Source organism: Extibacter sp. GGCC_0201 (assembly GCF_017566055.1).
Lineage (GTDB): Bacteria > Bacillota > Clostridia > Lachnospirales > Lachnospiraceae > Extibacter.
Genome location: NZ_JABFCH010000003.1, coordinates 82,468 through 104,664, shown reverse-complemented (window position 1 = coordinate 104,664; position 22,197 = coordinate 82,468). Strand labels below are relative to the sequence as shown.

Below are 22,197 nucleotides of genomic sequence, written 5' to 3'. Positions count from 1 at the left end.
GCCGCCTGGAATTTCGTATATTCTTTGACGTGAAAGCAGGTATTGATTTAAAACGTGTTCTATGAAGAAACGGGGGAAAGGTCTGCATGAAAAAACATAGGGAAGAGATTGAGGGAAAATACTTTTCTGCCATAGCCTGCCTTCTGGCGGTGGCAGCCACCTTCTTTCTGCCATGGGCTGATACGGGGGCAGAAAAGTATACGCTATATGGATTCTTCCGGGCGGTATATGCTGCGGGAGGGATTGCGGAATATGCGCCGGATGGTGGAAATATATACGCGTCATACGTGGTGACTTATCTGGCGCTTGCAGGAGTGCTTCTTGTAGCGGTCCATGTAGTGCTTCTTCTGTTCAACAAAAGAAACAGAGTTCTGAATACGGCAATGTATAGCTGTACCTTTGTCTATTTTACCGGGTATACGATATTCGGGGGATATGACGCTGGTCCGGCGCTTTTTGCGTTTGTGGCTGTTATAGGGTTAGAGTTCCTCGTGGTACTATACCTGGAACAGAGTAAAGAAATCAATGAAAATTACCGGCTGATGAAGAAACGGGAGCGGGAAGAGAAGGAAGAACGGAGACGCCGCCTGCATTTCCCGGGGAGATATCCACGCGAATTCTATTCCGTTATCTGGGACAATTTCAAATATAAATGGAAAAATTATGTACTTTTTATCTTAAGCGGCGTACTTTCCGCCACATTTCTGACTGTGGCGATAGGGATGAACTATATTCTCCGAAAAGTCCACTCCATAGAAGACATCGTTCTCGGAACCGGACTGCAGCAGATTCTGATACGCGCAATCGGTCTTATCATGTTTCTTACCATATTCCTGACTGCATTTGTATTTTCTTATTATATTAAAAGCAGGATGTCTGATTACCGAATGTTTACGGTCCTCGGCATCCGAAGCAGGACATTGTCTGTCATCATGATGGCAGAGTATGCCGGAAGCCTTTTTATCTCCTTTGCCGCAGGTGTGTCCGCCGGGACAGGGATACTGCTGTATATGAGACATCTTCTTGTAAAGAAGCTTGGCACGGAAGTGATCGTATCCAGCATCAGCCCGGTCATCTATCTATTTGCTCTGATTGGCTATATCATCGTGCTGATGATAGCCACTGCCATCAATTATGAGTCCTATCTCCGGGTGCGAGATTCTTTTGCCGCAGTAAATGATGTGGTGGGGGAAAAGATTCCGGGAAGATACCTGATACTTGCCACCCTGCTGGGATTAGAGTTCATCCGGTCCAGCATCTCTGATTATGCGGACACGAGCTTGTGGACCGTAATCTATTTCACACTGGGCCTATACCTCACGGTTACATACGGAAAGGCGCTTCTGATGAAGTGGATGGACAAGTCGGAGCGGCATTATTATCGGCATCTCCTGGAAAAGATTCCTTTTTATTACCGCTATAAGAAAAACTGCAGATATCTGGTCATGCTGACAACCGTCCATCTCCTTGCACTTGGGCTGTTCCTTATACAGTTCTGCGGCAATCTGATTGCAGAGCCGGCCGAAAAGCTATGTCCATATGATTTTGTACTGACTATGCATGAGGAGGACGAAGAGACCGTGGCAGGCATAGAGCAGAAATATGATGCCAGGGCAGATGTCTATCCTATGCTGCGGGTTACGACGCCGACGGGCAATTCTTTTGACTTTATGGCAACGCTCATTATGTTTTCCCCTCCGGGGCAGAACATCGGCATCTCGGAGGCTACTTACCGGAAGCTTTACGAGGCGCAGGGACTGCCGGAGCCATCCCCGCTTGGCTTAAAGGACGACGAGATTCACATCGTCTTTCAGCAGGACAGCTCCTATAAGGTCCGGCCAATCGACACATCGCCCGGGACAGGCCTTAAGGCTCCATATCTGAAGCTGGGACAGCCGCAGGGAGCCGGCGGGTATGAACAGTGGAAAGTCAAAGATTATGAGTGCAAGATTCTGACCGGCATGCTGCTGCGGGGATCGCAGGAGAATCTGGTGGTGTTTTCTGATGATTATTTCAATAGTGCATATGCCAGTACCCAGGAAGATATCAAAAACCTCTGCCTGCTAAGAGTCCCAGAGGAGCATTACGCAGATGTGGACAAGGAGCTGAAGGTTCTCCGCGAGAAGCATATCACGGATGAATCCTATGACTATGATATCCGGGTGTATTATGAAAGCCGGCAGACCGTCAAAGATATCGTCTCTGAGCGGTACACAAATGAGGTAGTCTATGCCTTTGTCATCTTGATGCTTGCCGCCTGTGCCTGCTTTCTGACCTATATCAAATTCTCCTTCGAGGCAGACGATATCTGTCGCCGGTATGGGTTTTATGACTGTATGGGCATGCATGAGCGGGAACAGATGAAGACAATCAGAAAAGAGATGTGGCCCTTTGCCATAGTGCCGGTTCTGGTAAGCGCCGTGACTGCGGCCATATATACGGCCTTTGTATTTGTCATCAGGACATATGAACCTTCCCAGATCATGGATTACATGAAGACAGGAGGGACGATGGCCGCAGCATATCTTATCATACAGGCAGCCTGGATGGCATGGCTGGTGCACCAGATGGAGCGCAGAATAAAGAGAAGCAGGATAAATGTAGGGAGGCAGGAAGCGTAGATGAATGAGAAGATTATAGAGACAAAGGAACTAGTCCACAATTATAAAGTGGAGACGAGACGAAGCGTAGAGATTAATAAGATACAGGTCCTGAAGGGGATTGACTTTGCCGTGGAAAAAGGGGAATTCGTCGGCGTCATGGGCAAATCTGGCTGTGGCAAGACCACATTCCTCAAGCTTCTGGGAATGCTGGAAAGGCCTGCAGGAGGGACCGTTATCTTTCAGGGCATGGATACAGAGGAGCTGTGGAAGGATGAGCTGGCAGACATAAGGAGACGCCAGATCGGTTTCGTGTTCCAGGACTTTTACCTGATGGACAGCCTGTCTGTAATGGACAATATCAAACTGCCGATGATACTGGACAAAGCAGATCCAGAGGTGATGAAGAAGAAGGTGGAAAAGCTGTCGGAGCAGTTCGGCATCGCCGACTTGCTGTACAAGGCGCCTTACGAGCTCTCCGGAGGGGAGAAGCAGAGGACTGCCATATGCAGGGCGCTGATCAACGATCCGGAGATAGTCCTGGCCGACGAGCCCACGGGGAATCTGGACTCCAAGTCCGGTCAGGTCGTCATAGACGCACTTTGCAAGATCAACGATGAGCTGGGCAAGACGGTCGTGATGGTGACACATGACTCCCGTCTCGCCAGCTACTGTAAAAAAATCATCCTGCTCAAAGACGGTGAGATTGTAGATACGATTGAGAGGAAGGACAGCCGGGAAGACTTCTATCACCAGATACTTGACAAAACTACCGAATTATAGACAGGATACAGTATGTGAAATAAATATCAATTTTACTACAAAAAGGATTGCTATTTTCAATTCGTTATTATACAATATAATTGGCAAAAATTTGGTTTTACTTTTAGATTTTTCATACTAAAGGACCTGATTTAGAATATGTAAGAAAATGGAGGGCTAGACTATGGACAACTTGGCAACAGGAAGTGCAGCGGGCAATAGAATAGAATCTTTGCTTGACGCAGGAAGCTTTGTTGAAATAGGTGGGGCGGTTACAGCCAGATCTACTGATTTCAACATGCAGGAAAAAGAAACTCCGGCGGACGGTGTCATTACCGGATATGGAGTGATTGACGGGAATCTGGTTTATGTATACAGTCAGGATGCATCCGTTCTGAACGGGGCTATCGGTGAGATGCATGCCAGAAAGATTGCTAACATCTACGATATGGCAATGAAGATGGGCGCACCGGTCATCGGCCTTGTGGACTGTGCAGGATTGAGGCTTCAGGAGGCGACAGATGCTCTGGAAGCATTTGGCAGCCTGTATCTGAAACAGACGATGGCATCAGGCGTCATTCCTCAGATTACTGCTGTATTCGGGACATGCGGCGGAGGGCTGGCCGTTGTTCCGGCACTTACCGATTTTACTTTTATGGAAAGTAAGAAAGGGAAATTATTCATCAATTCTCCAAATGCAATTCCAGGGAATGAAATATCTAAATGCGATACATCATCTGCGCAGTTCCAGAGCGAAAGCGCCGGCCTCGTTGATGACATCGGAACGGAGGAAGAGATTCTGGGAAGCATCCGTTCTTTGGTATGTATGCTGCCATGCAATAATGAGGAAGATTCCTCTTATGATGCGTGCACGGATGATCTGAACCGTGTATGCGCAGGTATAGAAAACGCGTCAGAAGATACGGCGATAGCCCTCGTCCAGATATCAGACAACAATATCTTCTTTGAGACGAAGAAGCATTATGCAAAAGATATGGTGACCGGCTTCATACGTCTGAACGGAATGACCGTAGGAGCAGTGGCAAACCGTTCGAAAGTATATGATTCAGAAGGAGAGGCCACAGCCGAGTATGATGGTTCCCTCTCGGCAGACGGAGCTAAGAAAGCGGCAGAATTTGTAGCATTCTGCGACGCGTTCAACATACCGGTCCTTTCACTTACCAATGTATCCGGCTTTGAGGCAAGCAAGTGTGCCGAAAAGAATCTTGCAAGAGAAGCAGCAAAGCTTACGTACGCATTTGCAAATGCGACGGTACCGAAAGTAAATGTCATTGTTGGTAAAGCTTACGGAAGTGCGTACGTGACCATGAACAGCAAAGCGATCGGTGCAGATATGGTATATGCTTGGCAGGATGCCGAAATCGGGATGATGGAGGCCGCTCTTGCAGCTAAGATCATGTATGCGGGCGCTGATGCGGAAGTAATCAAGGAGAAAGCTTCTGAATATAGAGAAATCCAGTCAAGCCCACTGGCGGCGGCAAGAAGAGGCTATGTGGATACGATCATCGCACCAGAAGATACGAGGAAATATGTGATCGGAGCATTCGAGATGTTATTCACAAAGAGAGAAGACCGCCCGTCTAAAAAACACGGAACGGTCTAGAGAGGTGGAGCAAAGTGAAGAAAAAAATTAGCATATTACTCTGCATGCTGGCGGCCGTCCTCTGCTTTACCGGGTGTGGCAGCAAGCAGAATACCGATGTCGATTACGACAAAGCCACTATAGAGCAGGTGACAGATTTTCTCATCGACTATTGTGCAAGCGCGGATGAAGCCACTACAGAACAGTGGAACAGTATGTCAGAATTCGCGATGGAGCAGCAGTTCGTGAGCGCTGGACTTCCGTTTGAGCCTGAGAGCTTTCTGGGGGCTATCAATGCCTGGAAAGCAGGAGTCGATGAATGTGGCAGCTATATAAGCCATGGCGATTACAAATATACGGCATCCAGAACGGAATTGAAAGTAGTTACAAAAGCAGAGTTTGAGAAACGCGATGCAGAAATTACAGTATTATTCAAAGCGGACACAAGAGGCAATCTGAATCTGGACAGCATGACTGTGGCCGGAGAGTATACAAGAGGAGAAATTCTTGAAAAAGCAGGGTTGAATACGATTCTTGGAATGGGAACAGTGTTTGTCGTACTCATATTCATTTCACTGATCATATCCTTATTCCGTTTCATACCGAAATTGCAGAAGGCATTCAGCCGGAAGCAGGAAGAGGCGGCTGTAGCGCCGGCGCCAGCTGACAGCATACCCGCGGCTGTGGAGCTTGTGGAAGAGGCAGATGACACAGAACTCATAGCAGTTATCTCCGCAGCGATTGCAGCGGCGGAAGGAACAACCACCGATGGTTTTGTCGTGAGAAGCATAAGAAGAAGACCGTCGAACAAATGGAATTAATAGAGGGAAATCAAGGAGGATATAGAAGATGAAGAATTATACGATTACAGTAAATGGCAATGTATATGATGTGACAGTAGAAGAAAAAGGTGCAGGAGCGGCACCGGCGGCACCGGCAGCGCCAGCTGTGGCACCCAAGACGGCACCGGCCTCCGCGCCGAAGGCAGCTCCAAAAGCAGCAGCGGGAGCCGGTTCTATCCAGGTGAAGGCGGGAGCAGCAGGAAAAGTATTCAAGATAGAAGCCAATGTCGGACAGAGTGTAAAGAAAGGTGATGCGGTAGTCATCATCGAGGCAATGAAGATGGAGATTCCAGTCGTAGCGCCGGAAGACGGAACTGTAGCAAGCATCGATGCTGCTGTAGGAGATGCAGTGGAAGCCGGGGCAGTATTAGCTACATTAAACTAAGAAACATAATACATTCTATTATGTTTGAAACACGACTGGAGGTTAAAAAATGGATTATATAACAACGACATTAGGAAACCTCGTGCATCAGACAGCATTTTTCAGTCTTTCATGGGGCAACGTGATCATGATTGCTGTGGCATGTGCTTTCCTATACTTAGCAATACGACATGGGTTCGAACCTCTGCTCCTGGTACCCATCGCCTTCGGTATGCTGCTCGTGAATATCTACCCGGATATCATGCTGCATGCGGAAGACGCAGCCAACGGGACAGGAGGATTGCTCTACTATTTCTACCTTCTGGACGAATGGGCGATCTTGCCTTCGCTTATTTTCCTCGGCGTAGGTGCGATGACGGACTTTGGACCTTTGATTGCCAATCCGAAGAGCTTCCTTCTCGGAGCTGCTGCTCAGTTTGGTATATTTGCAGCTTATCTCGGCGCCATGGCTCTTGGATTCTCTGATAAGGCAGCGGCGGCAGTCTCTATTATCGGTGGGGCGGACGGACCGACGTCTATCTTTTTGGCCGGGAAGCTGCAGCAGACAGCCATAATGGGCCCGATTGCAGTAGCGGCATATTCATATATGTCACTTGTACCAATCATACAGCCGCCGATTATGAAGCTGCTCACGACGAAAAAGGAACGGCAGATAAAGATGGAACAGCTAAGACCGGTATCCAAACTGGAGCGTATCCTGTTCCCGATTATCGTCACCATTGTCGTATGCTCTATTCTGCCTACGACGGCTCCGCTTGTCGGCATGCTTATGCTCGGCAACCTGTTCCGTGAATCAGGAGTGGTCCGCCAATTGACAGAGACAGCCAGCAATGCGCTCATGTATATCGTAGTCATCCTGCTTGGAACTTCTGTAGGAGCGACGACAAGCGCGGAGGCATTCCTGAACTGGGATACGATTAAGATTGTCATCCTCGGGCTGGTAGCGTTCATGTTTGGAACGGCAGCCGGTGTACTGTTCGGCAAACTCATGTGCCTGGCAACGCATGGCAAGGTCAACCCTCTGATAGGTTCTGCGGGCGTATCCGCTGTCCCTATGGCGGCCAGAGTGTCACAGAAGGTTGGAGCAGAAGCGGATCCTACGAATTTCCTGCTTATGCACGCCATGGGACCGAACGTGGCAGGTGTCATCGGTACGGCCGTGGCTGCCGGTACGTTTATGGCAATCTTCGGCGTCATGTAGCATAAGAGCGATATAATAATTAAGATGGAGGAAGAAAGAATGGCAGATATAGAAAAGAAACCAATTAAAATTACGGAAACTATTCTGCGTGATGCGCACCAGTCATTGATTGCCACACGTATGACGACAGAACAGATGCTTCCCATCGTGGATAAGATGGATAAGGTAGGGTATCATTCTGTAGAGTGCTGGGGCGGTGCGACATTTGACGCGTCACTGCGTTTCCTGAAGGAAGATCCATGGGACAGACTGCGCAAATTCCGCGACGGTTTTAAGAACACCAAGCTCCAGATGCTGTTCCGCGGACAGAATATCCTCGGCTACCGTCCGTATGCAGATGATGTCGTAGAATATTTTGTACAGAAGTCCGTGTCAAACGGTATCGATGTCATCCGAATCTTTGACTGTCTGAATGACCTTCGTAATCTTCAGACGGCGGTTACGGCTGCCAACAAGGAAAAGGCAGAGGCGCAGGTGGCGCTCTCCTACACGCTCGGAGATGCCTATACGCTTGAGTATTGGGTGGATATAGCCAAAAAGATTGAAGAGATGGGAGCCAATTCAATCTGTATCAAAGATATGGCCGGCCTGCTCGTACCGTACAAGGCGACAGAGCTCATCGGAGCGCTGAAAGAAGCAGTAGACCTGCCAATCCAGCTGCATACGCATTATACGTCAGGCGTTGCGTCCATGACTTATCTGAAGGCAGTCGAGGCAGGTGTCGATGTGATTGATACGGCGATGTCACCCTTTGCACTTGGAACATCCCAGCCTGCTACGGAGGTCATGGTTGAGACTTTTAAAGGAACTCCGTATGATACAGGATTCGACCAGAATCTCCTGGCTGAGATTGCGGATTATTTCCGTCCAATCAGAGATGAGGCATTGGCAAGCGGTCTGCTGAATCCGAAGAACATGGGCGTCAATATCAAGACGCTTCTGTATCAGGTTCCGGGCGGCATGCTTTCCAACTTGACATCACAGCTGAAGGAACAGGGGGCAGAAGACAAGTATTACGATGTGCTGGAAGAGGTTCCAAGAGTAAGAAAAGATTTGGGTGAGCCTCCGCTTGTAACACCATCCTCACAGATTGTCGGTACGCAGGCTGTATTCAACGTGCTGATGGGTGAGCGCTATAAGATGGCGACGAAAGAGACAAAGGATGTATTGAGCGGCAAATACGGGGCTACCGTAAAACCGTTCAACGAAGAGGTGAAGAAGAAAGTCCTTGGAGAAGATGCCGAGATTATTACCTGCCGTCCGGCTGATCTCATTCCGGATGAACTGGATACGCTGCGCAGCGAGATGGCACAGTGGAGCCAGCAGGATGAAGACGTTCTCACCTATGCACTGTTCCCGCAGGTCGCTACTGATTTCTTCAAATACAGAGAAGCACAGCAGACGAAAGTGGACCAGACGGTAGCAGATACGGAGAACGGAAGCTATCCGGTGTAGTAAATGTGAGTTTAAGTAAAGTGGCTGCGGACTGGGAGCCGGGTGGCATCTGCTCCGATGCGTCCGAGGCTCCGACTATTTCACGTATCCCTAACCCTGCGTAATGCGCGCCGATTGCGGCTTGCATCCCGCAGGATAAGGGCTACGGAAAGGATTCTCCGCCTCTTCCGCTTGCACCTGCGCATCTCCCACCCGGCTCCCCGCCCGCTATCTACTTCACTTAACAAGGGCGAGTGCGGCTGTGTGGCGTTACTGGCCAGCGGATGAACGCTGGCTGCGTGAGATGAATGATTAGATTTAACAAGCTTAACATATGCAGCATAGAGAACAATTTAGTCGTTATTAAGTGTATGCAGCGAGGCGAGCACGCCGTTGCTGCAAGAAGAGCCGGAACCAGGCAGGGGATGTCATCTCAACATCCCCGTACCTGATTCCGGCTCTTCTTATATTAGGATTTCTTTTCGGCAAAGGGCTTTAGCTTGCTAAGCCCTCTATCACTATGCTGACTCACCAAAGCCCTTTCCATCAGCCAGCAACGCCACACTGCCGCCCCCGCCCATGCCAGTAAAGTAGATAGCCGATGGGGAGGTATGGGACAGATGCGAAGGTATAAGCGGAAGGGACGGAGAATCCTCACCAGATTCCTTGGCTTGTGGGGTGAGAGCCGCCATCGGCGAACACCCCACAGGCTTAGGAATCTGTGTGATAGTCGCAGTTCCCGGACGCATCGGAGCATCTGCCCCATACCTCCCCAGCGGCGTCCACTTCACTAAACCCCCATTTGGAGGGATTTCAAGAAATATTAAGAAATTCCAAGCAGTATCTTCATGTTTTTAAGATATACTTTTAGACATCCGCAGCTTGCTGCGGCAATACCTATCTTGAAAGGATGAAGAAGATGTTTTATTTTTTTAGTACGGCCTATCCCTATGTATGTGTTCTCGTACCATGTATGCTCTGCCAGATATATATGGCGAAGAAAGGCGGATCCAGAGTTCGGCCGGCCCACTTGATTTGGACATATATTTTTCTTATCTATATCTCTATGGTATTTTCAGTAACCGGCAGCGGAAGCATCTGGGATTTTGGAGCGTTCGGCAATCTGATCCGGGCGGATGAAATCAATCTGATTCCGTTCGCCGGCGGGGTCGGCTTTGGACAGGTTATGAATGCGTTCATGTTCATGCCTTTTGGATTCCTCGTACCGTTTATATGGACAGAGCGGCGCAGTCTCTTAAGGGTAGTGGCTGTCGGGGCATGCCTGTCGACGGCAATCGAGCTCTGCCAGCTTTTTAATCGAAGGGTGACAGATGTAGAGGATGTAATCATGAATACGCTGGGGACGATTGCCGGTTATGCAGTATGGGCGGCGCTTTGCAGGATAACAGGTGAGAAAAACAGAGAGAAGCAGAGCACAAGAACAGTGGCGCTGGCTCATAATGAGATGGAAATATACCTTGTATTGGCTCTGCTCGGCCGTTTTCTCCTCTATAATTGGAGAGTGCTGCTACAGTGGTACTAAACAGGAATATCAATCATGCAACAATCCCGCTTGTCAAACATATTGAAGAAAATGGTAAACTGGTATATAATTAATTGTTACGAAATATTGGAGAAAAGGAATATGTGACATGGGAAGCAAAAATGAGCTGTTGCAGAAGATAGATGAAAAATATGCGAAATTCAGCAAGGGCCAAAAGAAACTGGCTGAATTCATCCGTGAGGAATATGACAAGGCCGCATTTCTCACGGCGGCCAGGATGGGAGAAGAAGTGGGCGTCAGCGAGTCCACGGTCGTCCGGTTTGCCACTGCTCTTGGATATGAAGGATATCCGGGATTTCAGAAGGCGCTTGGGGAGCTGGTGCGTACGAAGCTCAATTCTATCCAGAGGATGGAAGTGACCTATGGGAGAATCAGCCAGGGAGAGATACTGAATACGGTGCTCCAGTCAGATATTGAGAAGATAAAGCTGACGATGGGGGCGATAGACCACGAGACATTTGAGATGGCAGTGGATACGATATTGAATGCCAGGCGTATCTATGTCATCGGTATACGGAGCTGTGCGCCGCTGGCCAGTTTCCTGAGCTTTTATCTGAATCTGATCTGCCCTGACGTCAAAGCGGTGAACACGAACAGCTCCAGCGAGATATTCGAACAGCTTATACGTATCAGTGAAGAGGATGTTATTATCGGCATCAGCTTTCCGAGGTATTCCATGCGGACGCTGAAGGCACTGGAATTTGCCAGCAACCGCAAGGCTAAGGTGATTACGCTGACAGACAGCATCCATTCTCCGATGAACCTGTACTCTTCCTGCAATCTGATTGCAAGAAGCGATATGGCATCCATCGTTGATTCGCTTGTCGCCCCCTTAAGCGTAGTCAATGCCCTGGTTGTCGCCCTCTGCATGAAGAAGCAGAACGAGGTGATAACGACGCTTGAAACGCTGGAAGAGATATGGGACGAGTATCAGGTGTACAGCAAGGACGAGCTGAATATGGTAAAGAATAAAGTGGAACTGAATGGTTCGGAGGAGATGGGCAAGGGACAGCAATGAGCAAGGTATTGATAGCAGGCGGTGGTGCGGCAGGCATGTATGCAGGTATCGCGGCCGCGGAAAACGGGCATGAAGTCCACATATATGAGAAGAATGACAGGTCTGGAAAGAAGCTGTTCATCACGGGAAAGGGAAGATGCAACATTACGAATGCCTGTGATATGGACGGGCTGTTTGACGCGGTCGTAAGTAATTCCAAGTTCCTATACAGCAGCTTTTACGGCTGTACAAATCAAGATGTGATAGCATTTTTTGAGAGGATCGGCGTGAGGACGAAGGTGGAAAGAGGAGACAGGGTGTTTCCGGCCTCTGACCGTTCCTCTGACGTCATCCGCGGACTTGAGAGGGAACTGGCGCGGCTTGGGGCACACGTGCATCTCAGGACGGCGGTGAAGCATATAGAGGCGCAAGAAGGACATTTTAAAGAGATTGTGCTGGAAGACGGGACAAAAGCCGCAGGGGATGCCTGCATCGTCGCGACAGGCGGCCTGTCATACCAGTCTACCGGTTCGGACGGAGACGGATTCCGGTTTGCCAGAAGTCTTGCGCATACGGTATCAGAATGTATGCCGTCCCTCGTACCGATGGAGTGCAAAGAAGAATGGATAGGAGAGCTTCAGGGGCTTTCTCTGCGCAATGTAAGCGCATCCATTTATGACGGGAAGAAAAAGCTGTATGAAGACTTTGGGGAGATGCTGTTCACCCACTATGGAGTGAGCGGCCCGCTCATGCTTACGGCCAGCAGCTATGTGGGAAAGAAGCTTAAAGGCAGGGAACTGCAGCTTCAGATAGACCTGAAGCCGGCGCTGTCAAAGGAGCAGCTGGACCAGCGTGTGTGCAGAGACTTTGAAGAGAATCTGAACCGGCAGTTTAAAAATGCAGTCGGAAGATTATTTCCTGCAAAGCTTATTCCGGTAATGATAAGATTGAGCGGCATCGATCCTGACAAGAAGGTCAATGTAATCACGAAAGAAGAGCGTCTCAGATTCGTATCCCTCATAAAGCATCTGCCGGTCACGCTCACCGGGCTTCGTGACTATCGGGAAGCGGTCATCACGAAGGGGGGCGTCCGGACGAAAGAAATCGACCCGGGCACGATGGAATCGAAGCTTGTAAAGGGGCTTTATTTTGCCGGGGAGGTGCTGGATCTGGATGCGCTGACCGGCGGCTTTAATCTGCAGATTGCCTGGTCCACCGGCTATGCGGCGGGGAAAGGCATACCTGTTTAACTCCAGACCAGCTAGTGATGGCTGTGTGTGCCGTCCGACAGCCTTTTCATAATTTCCTGTATCTGAGTGATTTCATTCTGTTGTGCTTGTATGATGTTTTCTGCAAGCGTGGTCACCTTTTCGCTGTCCGTGTTACCTACGACAGCCTGTGCCATTTCTACCGCCATCTGATGGTGCATGATCATTCCTTCTGCGAACGCGGCTTCTACATTGGCAGAGGTACCGTGTGAGGAATGGGCAGAGTGGTGGGAAGAGAGCATCGTCTCATATGCTTCGAGATAAGCCTGTTCCTGCTCAGGATCCTCGGTCCCGTCTGTTTCCAATTCATCAATGTAGGACTGCATCTGCGCAATCTCTTCCTTCTGTATGCGGACGATATATTTGGCCAGCTCTTTCAGCTCCTTATCCGCGCCACCATACTCCAGGTAACTTTCAGACATCGATACGGCGGCCTCATGATGGGGAATCATCCCGTTCAGGAAGTCCAGGGCAGCGTTGCCGGACGGCTGCACATGCTCCATATCTTCCATCATTTTATCCATAAGGATGTCCTGATCTTCCAGATAGCTGGAGAGGGCCTGCTCTGCGGCCGGTCCCCGGGGGATGTCGTCGTTCGAGCGCGTGCTGCTGTCTCTGCCGAAAGCGGCCCAGACGATCAGCAGGATGATGATAAGTATAGCGATAATACCGCTTGTCCAGTAAATTGTCTTTTTATTCATAACCAACCTCCATATGATTAACATGCCCAAATATACCGCAAGTATGTAGAATAGGATGAAAGCCGTATACGAAAGGAACGGATCATGCGGCTATCCGTAAAAAATACTTGTCCATCGTAAGATAGTACGATATACTGAATGCATTGGGTCAGACATATCATATTTATAAGTAATCCGATGGATAGTATATAGGAAAGCCCATATAAAAATGGAAGTATGAACAGGCGAGGAGTTAAGATGGGATATAACATAGCGATTGACGGACCGGCAGGCGCCGGAAAGAGTACGATAGCCAAGCTGGTGGCGAAAAAGATGGGATATATCTACGTGGATACCGGCGCACTGTACCGGGGGCTGGCAGTACATTTTCTGGACAGAGGGATTGACCCTTCCAACAGGGAAAATATTATAGAAGCATGTGAAGACGCGGATGTGACCATCCGGTATGAAGAAGGGGTACAGCAGGTATATCTGAACGGGAAAAATATTACGTCCAGACTTCGTACGGAAGAAGCAGGCAATATGGCTTCCGTGAGCTCGGCCGTGCCGGAAGTGCGGACGAAGCTGCTTAAGCTGCAGCGTAATCTGGCGGCAGAGCAAGATGTTGTCATGGACGGAAGAGACATCGGGACATGTGTGCTGCCGGATGCGGATGTGAAGGTGTATCTTACGGCGAGTGTGGAGACGAGGGCGAAGCGGCGCTATGAGGAGCTGAAGGCGAAGGGCGTCGGCTGTGTGTACTCCGAGATAGCCGCGGACATAGAAGAGAGAGACAGGCGCGACATGACGCGCGAGACGGCACCGCTCAAACAGGCAGAAGATGCGGTTCTCGTCGACAGCTCGGACATGACGATACCGGAAGTTGTCGAGGCGATTATCCGACTGTGCCGTTAAGAGAAGAGGAAGGAACATATGAAAATAGAACTGGCGAAAACTGCAGGCTTCTGCTTTGGCGTAAAGCGGGCGGTGGAAACGGTGTATGAACAGATCCGGCTGCATAAAGGAGAGAAGATATATACGTATGGCCCCATCATCCACAACGAAGAAGTCATCAAAGATATGAGGCGGCATGGCGTGGAAGTGCTGGAGACGGAAGAAGAGCTGGACCGCATCGATGAGGGAATCATAATCATCCGGTCCCATGGCGTGCCGAAGTCGGTCTGCGACAGGCTTGACCAAAAAGGAATTGCCTATGTGGACGCGACCTGTCCCTTTGTGAAGAAGATCCATAATATAGTAACGGAAGAAAGCAGCAAAGGAGCGCACATCGTCATCATAGGAAACAGCGCGCACCCGGAGGTGGAAGGCATCAGAGGATGGGCGGGAGATAACGTCACGGTCATCGAAAATGCACAGGAAGCGGAAGACTTTATTATAGAAGAAAGAGAGTGCAGGATCTGCGTTGTGGCGCAGACGACATTTAATTACAATAAATTCAAAGATTTAGTTGAAATTATCGTAAAAAAGGGGTATGATATAATTGTTTTAAATACGATTTGCAATGCAACCAAGGAGCGCCAGGAAGAAGCGCGGGACATTGCAGACAGAGTAGAGGCGATGCTTGTCATCGGTGACAGGCGCAGTTCCAATACTCAGAAGCTATTTGAAATCTGCAGCGATGCATGTAAGGATACGTACTATATACAGACACTTGACGATTTGGATATGAATCAATTAAGGTCCGTGGAAACAGTAGGTATTACAGCAGGGGCATCCACGCCCAATAAAATAATTGAGGAGGTTCAAAATAATGTCGGAATTAACTTTTGAACAAATGTTAGACGAGTCTTTTAAGACAATCAGAAACGGTGAGGTAGTAGATGGTACGGTCATCGATGTGAAGCCGGATGAAATTATCTTGAATATAGGTTACAAGGCGGATGGCATCATAACAAGAAGCGAGTATACGAATGAACCGAACGTCGATCTTACTACTATGGTTTCTGTCGGCGATGAGATGACGGCCAAAGTCTTAAAGGTAAATGACGGTGAAGGTCAAGTGCTGCTGACATATAAGAGGCTGGCGGCCGAAAAAGGCAATGAAAGACTGAAAGAGGCTTATGAGAACAAAGAAGTTCTGAAAGCGCCTGTTGCACAGATTCTCGGCGGCGGCTTAAGTGTCGTAATTGAAGAGGCAAGAGTCTTTATCCCTGCGAGCCTTGTATCAGATACTTATGAGAAAGACTTAAGCAAATATCAGGATCAGGAGATTGAGTTTGTCATCAGTGAATTCAATCCGAGAAGAAACAGAGTCATCGGTGACAGGAGACAGCTTCTTGTCGCTGCGAGGGCAGAAAAGCAGAAAGAGCTGTTTGAGAAGCTTCAGATCGGCGATACGGTCGAAGGAACTGTTAAAAATGTGACAGACTTCGGGGCGTTTATCGATTTAGGCGGTGTTGACGGGCTTCTTCACATATCAGAGATGTCATGGGGACGCGTAGAGAATCCGAAGAGAGTATTCCAGGTGGGAGATACGGTCAAGGTATTGATTAAGGATATCAACGATACGAAGATTGCGCTGAGCCTTAAGTTCCCGGAGACAAACCCATGGGCCAATGCATCTGAGGATTATGCGGTCGGAACGAGTATTACAGGAAGAGTAGCCAGGATGACTGACTTTGGTGCGTTCGTAGAACTTGCGCCGGGCGTGGATGCACTGCTTCATGTATCACAGATATCCAGAGCGCACGTAGACAAACCGTCGGATGTACTGTCTGTCGGACAGGAGATTACAGCCAAAATCGTGGATTTGAACGAGGCGGAAAAGAAGATCAGCCTCAGCATGAAAGCGTTGGAACCGGACACGCCAGTACAGGAAAGTGTAGAAGAAGTTGTGGAAGATGCGCCAGAGACATACGAGGAGACGACTACTGAAGAATAATGCGGCATATGATCCATGTCGAAATAAGGAGATAGAGACTGTATAGTCTCTATCTTTTATATGTTAAAATTTCGACAAGATGTTCTTGGAAATATACAAAGAATTGCCTGTATTCACTGGATTAAGCGGGCATTTTCTTGTATAGTATATAAAGAGAAAATAGGAAGGAAGGAAAAAAGGGATGGCATTGTTAACATTTAAGGGTGGCGTACACCCGGATGACGGCAAAAGCCTGGCGAAAGATAAGGCAATTGTCGAAGTAAATCCGAAAGGTGATCTGGTTTATCCGGTTTCCCAACATATCGGAGCGCCTGCCAGTCCGATTGTCGAGGTGGGTGAACGTGTATTGAAAGGGCAGAAGATAGCGGAAGCCGGAGGATTTGTGTCCGCACCGGTCTATTCTTCTGTGTCCGGAACAGTCAAGGCGATAGAGCCGCATCTGAATCCGACAGGAGCAACGGTGAATTGTATCGTGGTTGAGAATGACGGCGAGTATGAAGAAGTTGTGTATAAGCCTGCAAAGCCTCTGGAAGAGATGGCAAAAGAAGACATATTAAACGCAATCGGAGAAGCAGGAGTCGTCGGAATGGGAGGTGCAGGATTCCCTACAAGAGTAAAGCTGTCGCCGAAGGAGCCGGACAAGATTGATTATATTATTGCAAACTGCGCGGAATGTGAGCCTTACATAACTGCGGACTACAGACGTATGATAGAAACCCCGGAGAAGATTGTCGGAGGCATGAAGATGGTCCTTAAGCTGTTTGATAACGCGAAGGGAATCTTCGGCGTGGAGGACAATAAGCCGGATTGCATAGAGAAGCTCAGGGAGCTGACTAAAGATGAGCCGAGGATGGAAGTGATGGCGCTGAAGACGAAGTACCCACAGGGAGGTGAGCGTCAGCTCATCTATGCGACGACAGGGAGAGCCATCAATTCAGCTATGCTCCCGGCAGACGCGGGATGCGTGGTGGATAATGTGGAGACGATGATCAACATCTATCAGGCAGTAGCCGAAGGCAGGCCGTCGATTGACCGTGTCGTAACCGTGAGCGGAGATGCTGTAAACGAGCCGGGCAATTTTAAAGTCCTGTTCGGTACGAACCAGGCTGAGCTTATTGAAGCGGCAGGCGGATTCAAGGAAGAGCCTGAGAAAGTGATATCAGGTGGACCTATGATGGGATTCTCGATGTTTACGCTGGATGTGCCGGTTACGAAGACGAATTCATCGATACTCTGCCTTACAAAGGATGAGGTTGCCAAGTATGAACCGACTGCATGCATCAACTGCGGCCGCTGCGTGGACGCCTGTCCAAGCAGGCTGATTCCTTCAAGGCTGGCTGATTATGCGGAGCATCACGATGAAGAGGCATTTACGAAACAGGAAGGGCTTGAGTGTATGGAATGCGGTTCATGCAGTTATGTATGTCCGGCAAAACGTCCGCTGAAGCAGTCCATTGGTTCTATGAGAAAAATTGCGATGGCTAACCGCAAGAAAAAATAAACTAGAAATGAGAGGAAGAGGTGAACTAACGTGGAGAACAATATAAAAATGTCATCTTCACCACACATACGTTCCAGAGTCACTTCAGCCAATATTATGCTGTGTGTGACAATCGCTCTGCTGCCTGCGTCAGCGTTCGGCGTATGGAACTTCGGGCTGCCTGCGTTTATCATGCTTTTGAGCACGACGGTGTCGGCAGTCTTGACAGAGTACATTTACGAAAAGTTAATGCACAGGAAAGTCACGGTCAATGACTTCAGTGCTGTCGTAACAGGGCTTCTGCTCGGGCTTAACATGCCTGCGTCTGCTCCGTGGTGGATGGGGGCGCTCGGAAGCGTGTTCGGTATCCTGGTAGTAAAGCAGCTCTTTGGAGGGCTCGGACAGAACTTCATGAACCCTGCACTTGGAGCAAGATGTTTCCTGCTGATATCCTTTACCGGGCAGATGACTACATACATCTATGACGGCGTGACGGGGCCGACACCGCTGGCGATGCTCAAAGACGGCCAGTCTGTCGATTCCATGAAGATGCTTGTCGGCACGATACCCGGGACGATAGGTGAGACTTCCGTGATTGCAATTATAATCGGGGCTATCTTCCTGATACTGATTGGAGCAATCGACCTTCGTATTCCTGGTACATATATTGTCACATTTGTAATCTTTATCGGCATATTCGGACAATTCAGCAATGCAAATGTCGGATTGTTTGATGTGCAGTACATTACTGCCCATCTGTGCGGCGGCGGCCTCATGCTCGGCGCATGGTTCATGGCGACCGATTATGTCACGTCACCAATCACCAAGAAAGGGCAGCTCGTATACGGCGCTCTGCTTGGAATACTGACCGGGCTGTTCCGTCTGTTCGGCGGCTCTGCAGAGGGTGTTTCTTACGCGATTATCATCAGTAACCTTTTTGTTCCGTTGATTGAGAAGGTTACTCTTCCAAAACCGTTCGGTAAAGGAGGAGAAAAATAATGAATAAAATTGTTAAAAATGCAATTATCCTTACATTGATTACTCTTGTCTCAGGAGTCGGCCTTGGTTTCGTATATGAAATCACAAAAGAGCCGATTGCCCAGGCTCAGGACGCTGCGAAAAAAGAGGCATGGCAGGAAGTGTTCCCGGAAGCGTCATCCAGCGACTTTGAGGAGATAGATGTGGATGCGAAAGCGGCCGAGAAGGCTATCAAAGATCTGGGCGTGAAGGCTGAGATTGATGAAGTCTGTGAGGTCAAGGGCGGAGAAGCCGGATATATCGTCACGGCGACGGACAAGGAAGGCTATGGCGGTGATATCAAGATAACGGTCGGCATCACCAGCGATGGGACAGTGAGCGGTATCTCGATCCTTTCTATCAGTGAGACCGCGGGACTTGGAATGAAAGCGACGGAGCCTGTATTCTATGAGCAGTATGAAGGAAAACAGACAGACAGATTCGTCGTGTCCAAGGATGGCGGTGACGGCGAGCCTATCGATGCATTGAGCGGAGCAACTATTACATCAAGAGCGGTAACCGGAGCTGTCAACGCTGCTCTCGGGTATTACCAGAATGCATTTTAAGGAGGTAGTGTGAGATGAATAAATGTACCGAAAGAGTGTTTAACGGTTTGGTCAAAGAAAATCCTACCTTCGTCCTGATGTTAGGTATGTGTCCAACCCTTGCGGTAACAACATCCGCAATAAACGGTGTAGGTATGGGCCTGTCTACGACAGTCGTACTTGTGCTTTCCAATATGTTGATAGCTATGCTGCGAAAGATTATTCCGGATTCTGTCAGAGTCCCGGCGTTTATCGTGGTCGTGGCGTCATTTGTAACTATCGTACAGTTCCTGCTTGAGGGCTTTGTTCCAAGCCTTTATGACGCGCTTGGCATCTATATACCTCTGATCGTAGTCAACTGTATCATCCTTGGCCGTGCAGAAAGCTACGCGTCCAAAAATCCGGTGCTTCCGTCTATTTTCGATGGAATAGGTATGGGGCTTGGATTCACGGTAGGGCTTGCCGCAATCGGCGTCGTCCGTGAAATCATCGGATCCGGCAAAGCGTTCGGATTCCAGCTGATTCCGCTGGCCGACAGCGCTACCGGCAAAGCAGGTTATGTACCGGTTACGATATTTATCCTTGCACCGGGCGCTTTCCTTGTGCTTGCAGGGCTGACTGCTCTCCAGAACAAAATTAAGCGGAACGCGGCGAAGAAGGGCAGGAAAGAAGTTGAAGCGGCAACTTGTGGAGAAGGCTGCGCATCATGTACGAACGGTGCATGTGGCGGAAAAGTTTTCCCGGCAGGAAATGAGAAAGAATAGGAGGAGTACATAGATCATGAGAGAATTACTTATTATAGCGATTGGTTCAGCACTTGTTAATAACGTTGTACTCAGCCAGTTCCTGGGAATCTGTCCGTTCATTGGAGTTTCCAAGAAGGTAGAGACCGCTGCCGGGATGGGCGGAGCGGTTGTCTTTGTTATTACGATTGCATCGTTCGTAACGAGCCTGATATACAAGTTCATTCTGTCCAATAAGGCGATAATGGGCGGAAAGCTGGTGTATCTGCAGACTATCGTTTTTATCCTTGTTATCGCCTGTCTTGTACAGTTCGTGGAGATGTTCCTTAAAAAATCCGTTCCGTCCCTGTACCGGGCGCTCGGCGTATATCTTCCGCTCATTACGACAAACTGTGCGGTCCTCGGTGTTGCGCTTACAAATGTACAGAAGGAATATTCTGTTCTGCAGGGTGTAATTAACGGAGTCGGAACTGCATTAGGTTTTGCCCTTGCCATTGTCATAATGGCAGGTATCCGGGAGAAAATTGAGTATAATGACGTATCAGAATCTTTCCAGGGAACTCCGATTGTATTGATTACCGCGAGCCTTATGGCGATTGCGTTCTTCGGATTCTCCGGACTTATATAGGAGGGAGCTAACGATGAGTGTAACAGGTATTATAATGGCTGCTGTAATCGTAGGCGGCACCGGATTATTCATTGGTGTGTTCCTTGGGATTGCAGGAAAGAAATTTGCAGTAGAGGTAGATGAGCGCGAGGAAGCCATCATGGGAGTCCTTCCCGGCAACAACTGCGGCGGCTGTGGCTATGCAGGGTGCTCGGGCCTTGCCGCTGCAATCGTAAAAGGGGAAGCCGAAGTAGGAGCCTGCCCGGTAGGAGGTGCCCCGGTGGCCGCCAAGATCGGCGAGATCATGGGGCAGGAGGCCGGAGAACAGGTGCGCCAGGTCGCGTTTGTAAAATGTGCCGGTACGTGCGAGAAGGCAAAGCAGGATTACGAGTATCACGGCATCAATGACTGTGTTATGGTGAACATGATGCAGAATGGCGGGCCGAAGTCCTGTAATTATGGATGCCTCGGCGAAGGAAGCTGTGTGAAGGCATGTCCGTTTGACGCGGTTCATATAGTAGATGGCATTGCCGTCGTAGACAAAGAGGCTTGTAAAGCCTGCGGCAAGTGTATCGCTGCCTGCCCGAAGCATCTGATCGAGCTTGTTCCATATGAGCAGAAGCATCTGGTACAGTGCAGCTCGAAAGATAAGGGCAAGGATGTCATGAAAGCTTGTTCCGTCGGCTGTATCGGCTGTAAGATGTGTGAGAAGGTATGCCAGTTTGACGCGGTCAAGGTCGTAGACAACATCGCATACATAGATTCTGAGAAATGTACGAACTGCGGCGCCTGCGCGGCAAAATGTCCAAAGAAGATTATTCTGTAGGTATCATGGTGCAATAAGGTGTACGTCTCCGTGATACGGCAAGAAAAGCCGGTTCCCTGCGTGAAGGAGCATTCCTTCCGCCGGGCTCCGGCTCTTCTTGCATTTATATAACCTCCATGATAGAATATTGATAATATGAGTTAGGAGGACATCACAATGGATAACAACTTAGACAACACGCCTGAGAATACGAAGGAAGAGACGGCTTCCCGGAATGATGAGAGTGCCGCAGGGCAGGATACGGAACCAAAGAGCGCCCAGTATACATACACGGATCCAAATGCAGGATATAGCGGAAGTTACAGCCAGGGCGGCCAGAGCAGCTATCAGGACAATTATAATTATAACGTCGGTAATAATGAAGGATACAATACGAACTACGGCACGGGCATGGACCAGAGCCCGATGACGATGGGGGACTGGCTGCTTACCATTCTGATTATGACTTTCATTCCCTGTGTGGGAATTATCCTCTACTTTGTATGGGCATTTGGAAAGAACGGTAATATCAACAGGAGGAACTACTGTCGTGCATACCTGATAATCATGGGCATCGCAATCATCCTTGCAATTATCTTCCTCGTCATATTTGGAGTGGCAGCTATCGGTTCCTACAGGTACTATTAGAGGAGGCTGTGAATGCTTCATCACGTACCGAGCGTTCCGGCAGGCCATAGGCTTATAGATTACGGACAAAAAGCAGGCCGGAGTCTTGCGTGCATATGTACGCGGACTCCGGCC

22 protein-coding genes are annotated in these 22,197 nt (G+C 49.1%); 20 read left to right on the top strand and 2 right to left on the bottom strand.

The features are described 5' to 3' along the window. Positions 1-86 precede the first annotated feature (86 nt). The 7 genes from HJV72_RS03040 to HJV72_RS03010 all read left to right on the top strand — a co-directional run bounded on the left by HJV72_RS03040 (position 87) and on the right by HJV72_RS03010 (position 8,848). The gene (locus tag HJV72_RS03040; protein ID WP_208068550.1) at positions 87-2,621 is read left to right on the top strand and encodes a hypothetical protein; all 2,535 of its coding nucleotides are present in this window, start codon (positions 87-89) and stop codon (positions 2,619-2,621) included. Further along, on the top strand, positions 2,622-3,383 hold the full coding sequence (locus HJV72_RS03035) for an ABC transporter ATP-binding protein (RefSeq protein ID WP_208068548.1): 762 nt from the start codon (positions 2,622-2,624) through the stop codon (positions 3,381-3,383). It begins immediately after the preceding gene. A 163-nt stretch (positions 3,384-3,546) separates the two neighbouring features. Beyond that, on the top strand, positions 3,547-4,986 hold the full coding sequence (locus HJV72_RS03030) for an acyl-CoA carboxylase subunit beta (RefSeq protein WP_208068546.1): 1,440 nt from the start codon (positions 3,547-3,549) through the stop codon (positions 4,984-4,986). Positions 4,987-5,030: 44 nt separating this feature from the next. Next, entirely contained in the window at positions 5,031-5,786 is a 756-nt protein-coding gene (locus HJV72_RS03025; RefSeq protein WP_208068700.1) for an OadG family transporter subunit, read from the top strand. Positions 5,787-5,814: 28 nt separating this feature from the next. Further along, positions 5,815-6,192, top strand: a complete 378-nt coding sequence (locus tag HJV72_RS03020; protein ID WP_208068544.1) for a biotin/lipoyl-containing protein — start codon at positions 5,815-5,817, stop codon at positions 6,190-6,192. Between the two features lie 49 nt (positions 6,193-6,241). After that, the gene (locus tag HJV72_RS03015; RefSeq protein ID WP_208068543.1) at positions 6,242-7,393 is read left to right on the top strand and encodes a sodium ion-translocating decarboxylase subunit beta; all 1,152 of its coding nucleotides are present in this window, start codon (positions 6,242-6,244) and stop codon (positions 7,391-7,393) included. 39 nt (positions 7,394-7,432) lie between these two features. Further along, positions 7,433-8,848, top strand: a complete 1,416-nt coding sequence (locus tag HJV72_RS03010; RefSeq protein ID WP_208068542.1) for an oxaloacetate decarboxylase subunit alpha — start codon at positions 7,433-7,435, stop codon at positions 8,846-8,848. Positions 8,849-9,345: 497 nt separating this feature from the next. Here HJV72_RS03010 and HJV72_RS03005 read toward each other — a convergent pair whose 3' ends face one another. After that, entirely contained in the window at positions 9,346-9,618 is a 273-nt protein-coding gene (locus HJV72_RS03005; RefSeq protein WP_208068541.1) for a hypothetical protein, read from the bottom strand. Positions 9,619-9,746: 128 nt separating this feature from the next. Here HJV72_RS03005 and HJV72_RS03000 point away from each other — a divergent pair, with 128 nt between their 5' ends. The 3 genes from HJV72_RS03000 to HJV72_RS02990 all read left to right on the top strand — a co-directional run bounded on the left by HJV72_RS03000 (position 9,747) and on the right by HJV72_RS02990 (position 12,638). After that, positions 9,747-10,370, top strand: coding sequence for a VanZ family protein (locus HJV72_RS03000; RefSeq protein ID WP_208068540.1), 624 nt, complete (start codon positions 9,747-9,749; stop codon positions 10,368-10,370). Between the two features lie 109 nt (positions 10,371-10,479). Beyond that, complete coding sequence (locus HJV72_RS02995) at positions 10,480-11,409, top strand: MurR/RpiR family transcriptional regulator (RefSeq protein ID WP_208068539.1); 930 nt, start codon at positions 10,480-10,482, stop codon at positions 11,407-11,409. Then, entirely contained in the window at positions 11,406-12,638 is a 1,233-nt protein-coding gene (locus HJV72_RS02990) for an NAD(P)/FAD-dependent oxidoreductase (RefSeq protein WP_208068537.1), read from the top strand. Before HJV72_RS02995 ends, HJV72_RS02990 begins: the two co-directional genes overlap by 4 nt. An 11-nt stretch (positions 12,639-12,649) precedes the next feature. Here HJV72_RS02990 and HJV72_RS02985 read toward each other — a convergent pair whose 3' ends face one another. After that, the gene (locus tag HJV72_RS02985; RefSeq protein ID WP_208068535.1) at positions 12,650-13,357 is read right to left on the bottom strand and encodes a DUF305 domain-containing protein; all 708 of its coding nucleotides are present in this window, start codon (positions 13,355-13,357) and stop codon (positions 12,650-12,652) included. Between the two features lie 237 nt (positions 13,358-13,594). Between HJV72_RS02985 and cmk the strand changes: the two genes are divergently transcribed. The 10 genes from cmk to HJV72_RS02935 all read left to right on the top strand — a co-directional run bounded on the left by cmk (position 13,595) and on the right by HJV72_RS02935 (position 22,083). After that, on the top strand, positions 13,595-14,251 hold the full coding sequence (gene cmk, locus HJV72_RS02980; RefSeq protein ID WP_208068533.1) for a (d)CMP kinase: 657 nt from the start codon (positions 13,595-13,597) through the stop codon (positions 14,249-14,251). A gap of 18 nt (positions 14,252-14,269) precedes the next feature. Then, entirely contained in the window at positions 14,270-15,127 is an 858-nt protein-coding gene (gene ispH, locus HJV72_RS02975) for a 4-hydroxy-3-methylbut-2-enyl diphosphate reductase (protein ID WP_208068532.1), read from the top strand. Beyond that, complete coding sequence (rpsA, locus tag HJV72_RS02970; protein WP_208068530.1) at positions 15,108-16,238, top strand: 30S ribosomal protein S1; 1,131 nt, start codon at positions 15,108-15,110, stop codon at positions 16,236-16,238. Before ispH ends, rpsA begins: the two co-directional genes overlap by 20 nt. Before the next feature lie 181 nt (positions 16,239-16,419). After that, positions 16,420-17,739: an electron transport complex subunit RsxC gene (rsxC, locus tag HJV72_RS02965; RefSeq protein WP_066576506.1), complete on the top strand. Its 1,320-nt coding sequence runs from the start codon at positions 16,420-16,422 to the stop codon at positions 17,737-17,739. A 48-nt stretch (positions 17,740-17,787) separates the two neighbouring features. Next, positions 17,788-18,717, top strand: a complete 930-nt coding sequence (locus HJV72_RS02960) for an RnfABCDGE type electron transport complex subunit D (protein WP_208068699.1) — start codon at positions 17,788-17,790, stop codon at positions 18,715-18,717. Then, positions 18,717-19,301 (top strand): RnfABCDGE type electron transport complex subunit G, encoded by a 585-nt coding sequence (locus HJV72_RS02955; RefSeq protein ID WP_208068528.1) that lies wholly within the window; start codon positions 18,717-18,719, stop codon positions 19,299-19,301. The genes HJV72_RS02960 and HJV72_RS02955 overlap by 1 nt, the downstream gene beginning before the upstream one ends. A 14-nt stretch (positions 19,302-19,315) precedes the next feature. After that, positions 19,316-20,044, top strand: a complete 729-nt coding sequence (gene rsxE, locus HJV72_RS02950; protein ID WP_208068526.1) for an electron transport complex subunit RsxE — start codon at positions 19,316-19,318, stop codon at positions 20,042-20,044. Between the two features lie 16 nt (positions 20,045-20,060). Beyond that, positions 20,061-20,651, top strand: a complete 591-nt coding sequence (locus HJV72_RS02945) for an electron transport complex protein RnfA (protein WP_208068524.1) — start codon at positions 20,061-20,063, stop codon at positions 20,649-20,651. 13 nt (positions 20,652-20,664) lie between these two features. Then, positions 20,665-21,456: an RnfABCDGE type electron transport complex subunit B gene (locus HJV72_RS02940; RefSeq protein WP_208068522.1), complete on the top strand. Its 792-nt coding sequence runs from the start codon at positions 20,665-20,667 to the stop codon at positions 21,454-21,456. 156 nt (positions 21,457-21,612) lie between these two features. Further along, complete coding sequence (locus tag HJV72_RS02935; RefSeq protein ID WP_243765496.1) at positions 21,613-22,083, top strand: hypothetical protein; 471 nt, start codon at positions 21,613-21,615, stop codon at positions 22,081-22,083. The last annotated feature ends 114 nt before the right edge of the window (positions 22,084-22,197 follow it).

Coding starts and splice junctions, on each gene's coding strand:
- ispH (WP_208068532.1), top strand. CDS start 14,270: ATGAAAATAGAACTGGCGAAAACTGCAGGCTTCTGCTTTGGCGTAAAG.
- rpsA (WP_208068530.1), top strand. CDS start 15,108: ATGTCGGAATTAACTTTTGAACAAATGTTAGACGAGTCTTTTAAGACA.
- rsxE (WP_208068526.1), top strand. CDS start 19,316: ATGAATAAATGTACCGAAAGAGTGTTTAACGGTTTGGTCAAAGAAAAT.
- HJV72_RS03035 (WP_208068548.1), top strand. CDS start 2,622: ATGAATGAGAAGATTATAGAGACAAAGGAACTAGTCCACAATTATAAA.
- HJV72_RS02940 (WP_208068522.1), top strand. CDS start 20,665: ATGAGTGTAACAGGTATTATAATGGCTGCTGTAATCGTAGGCGGCACC.
- HJV72_RS02995 (WP_208068539.1), top strand. CDS start 10,480: ATGGGAAGCAAAAATGAGCTGTTGCAGAAGATAGATGAAAAATATGCG.
- rsxC (WP_066576506.1), top strand. CDS start 16,420: ATGGCATTGTTAACATTTAAGGGTGGCGTACACCCGGATGACGGCAAA.
- HJV72_RS02935 (WP_243765496.1), top strand. CDS start 21,613: ATGGATAACAACTTAGACAACACGCCTGAGAATACGAAGGAAGAGACG.
- HJV72_RS02990 (WP_208068537.1), top strand. CDS start 11,406: ATGAGCAAGGTATTGATAGCAGGCGGTGGTGCGGCAGGCATGTATGCA.
- HJV72_RS03010 (WP_208068542.1), top strand. CDS start 7,433: ATGGCAGATATAGAAAAGAAACCAATTAAAATTACGGAAACTATTCTG.
- HJV72_RS02955 (WP_208068528.1), top strand. CDS start 18,717: ATGAATAAAATTGTTAAAAATGCAATTATCCTTACATTGATTACTCTT.
- HJV72_RS03040 (WP_208068550.1), top strand. CDS start 87: ATGAAAAAACATAGGGAAGAGATTGAGGGAAAATACTTTTCTGCCATA.
- HJV72_RS03000 (WP_208068540.1), top strand. CDS start 9,747: ATGTTTTATTTTTTTAGTACGGCCTATCCCTATGTATGTGTTCTCGTA.
- HJV72_RS03020 (WP_208068544.1), top strand. CDS start 5,815: ATGAAGAATTATACGATTACAGTAAATGGCAATGTATATGATGTGACA.
- HJV72_RS02985 (WP_208068535.1), bottom strand. CDS start 13,357: ATGAATAAAAAGACAATTTACTGGACAAGCGGTATTATCGCTATACTT.
- HJV72_RS02960 (WP_208068699.1), top strand. CDS start 17,788: ATGTCATCTTCACCACACATACGTTCCAGAGTCACTTCAGCCAATATT.
- cmk (WP_208068533.1), top strand. CDS start 13,595: ATGGGATATAACATAGCGATTGACGGACCGGCAGGCGCCGGAAAGAGT.
- HJV72_RS03025 (WP_208068700.1), top strand. CDS start 5,031: ATGCTGGCGGCCGTCCTCTGCTTTACCGGGTGTGGCAGCAAGCAGAAT.
- HJV72_RS03015 (WP_208068543.1), top strand. CDS start 6,242: ATGGATTATATAACAACGACATTAGGAAACCTCGTGCATCAGACAGCA.
- HJV72_RS02945 (WP_208068524.1), top strand. CDS start 20,061: ATGAGAGAATTACTTATTATAGCGATTGGTTCAGCACTTGTTAATAAC.
- HJV72_RS03030 (WP_208068546.1), top strand. CDS start 3,547: ATGGACAACTTGGCAACAGGAAGTGCAGCGGGCAATAGAATAGAATCT.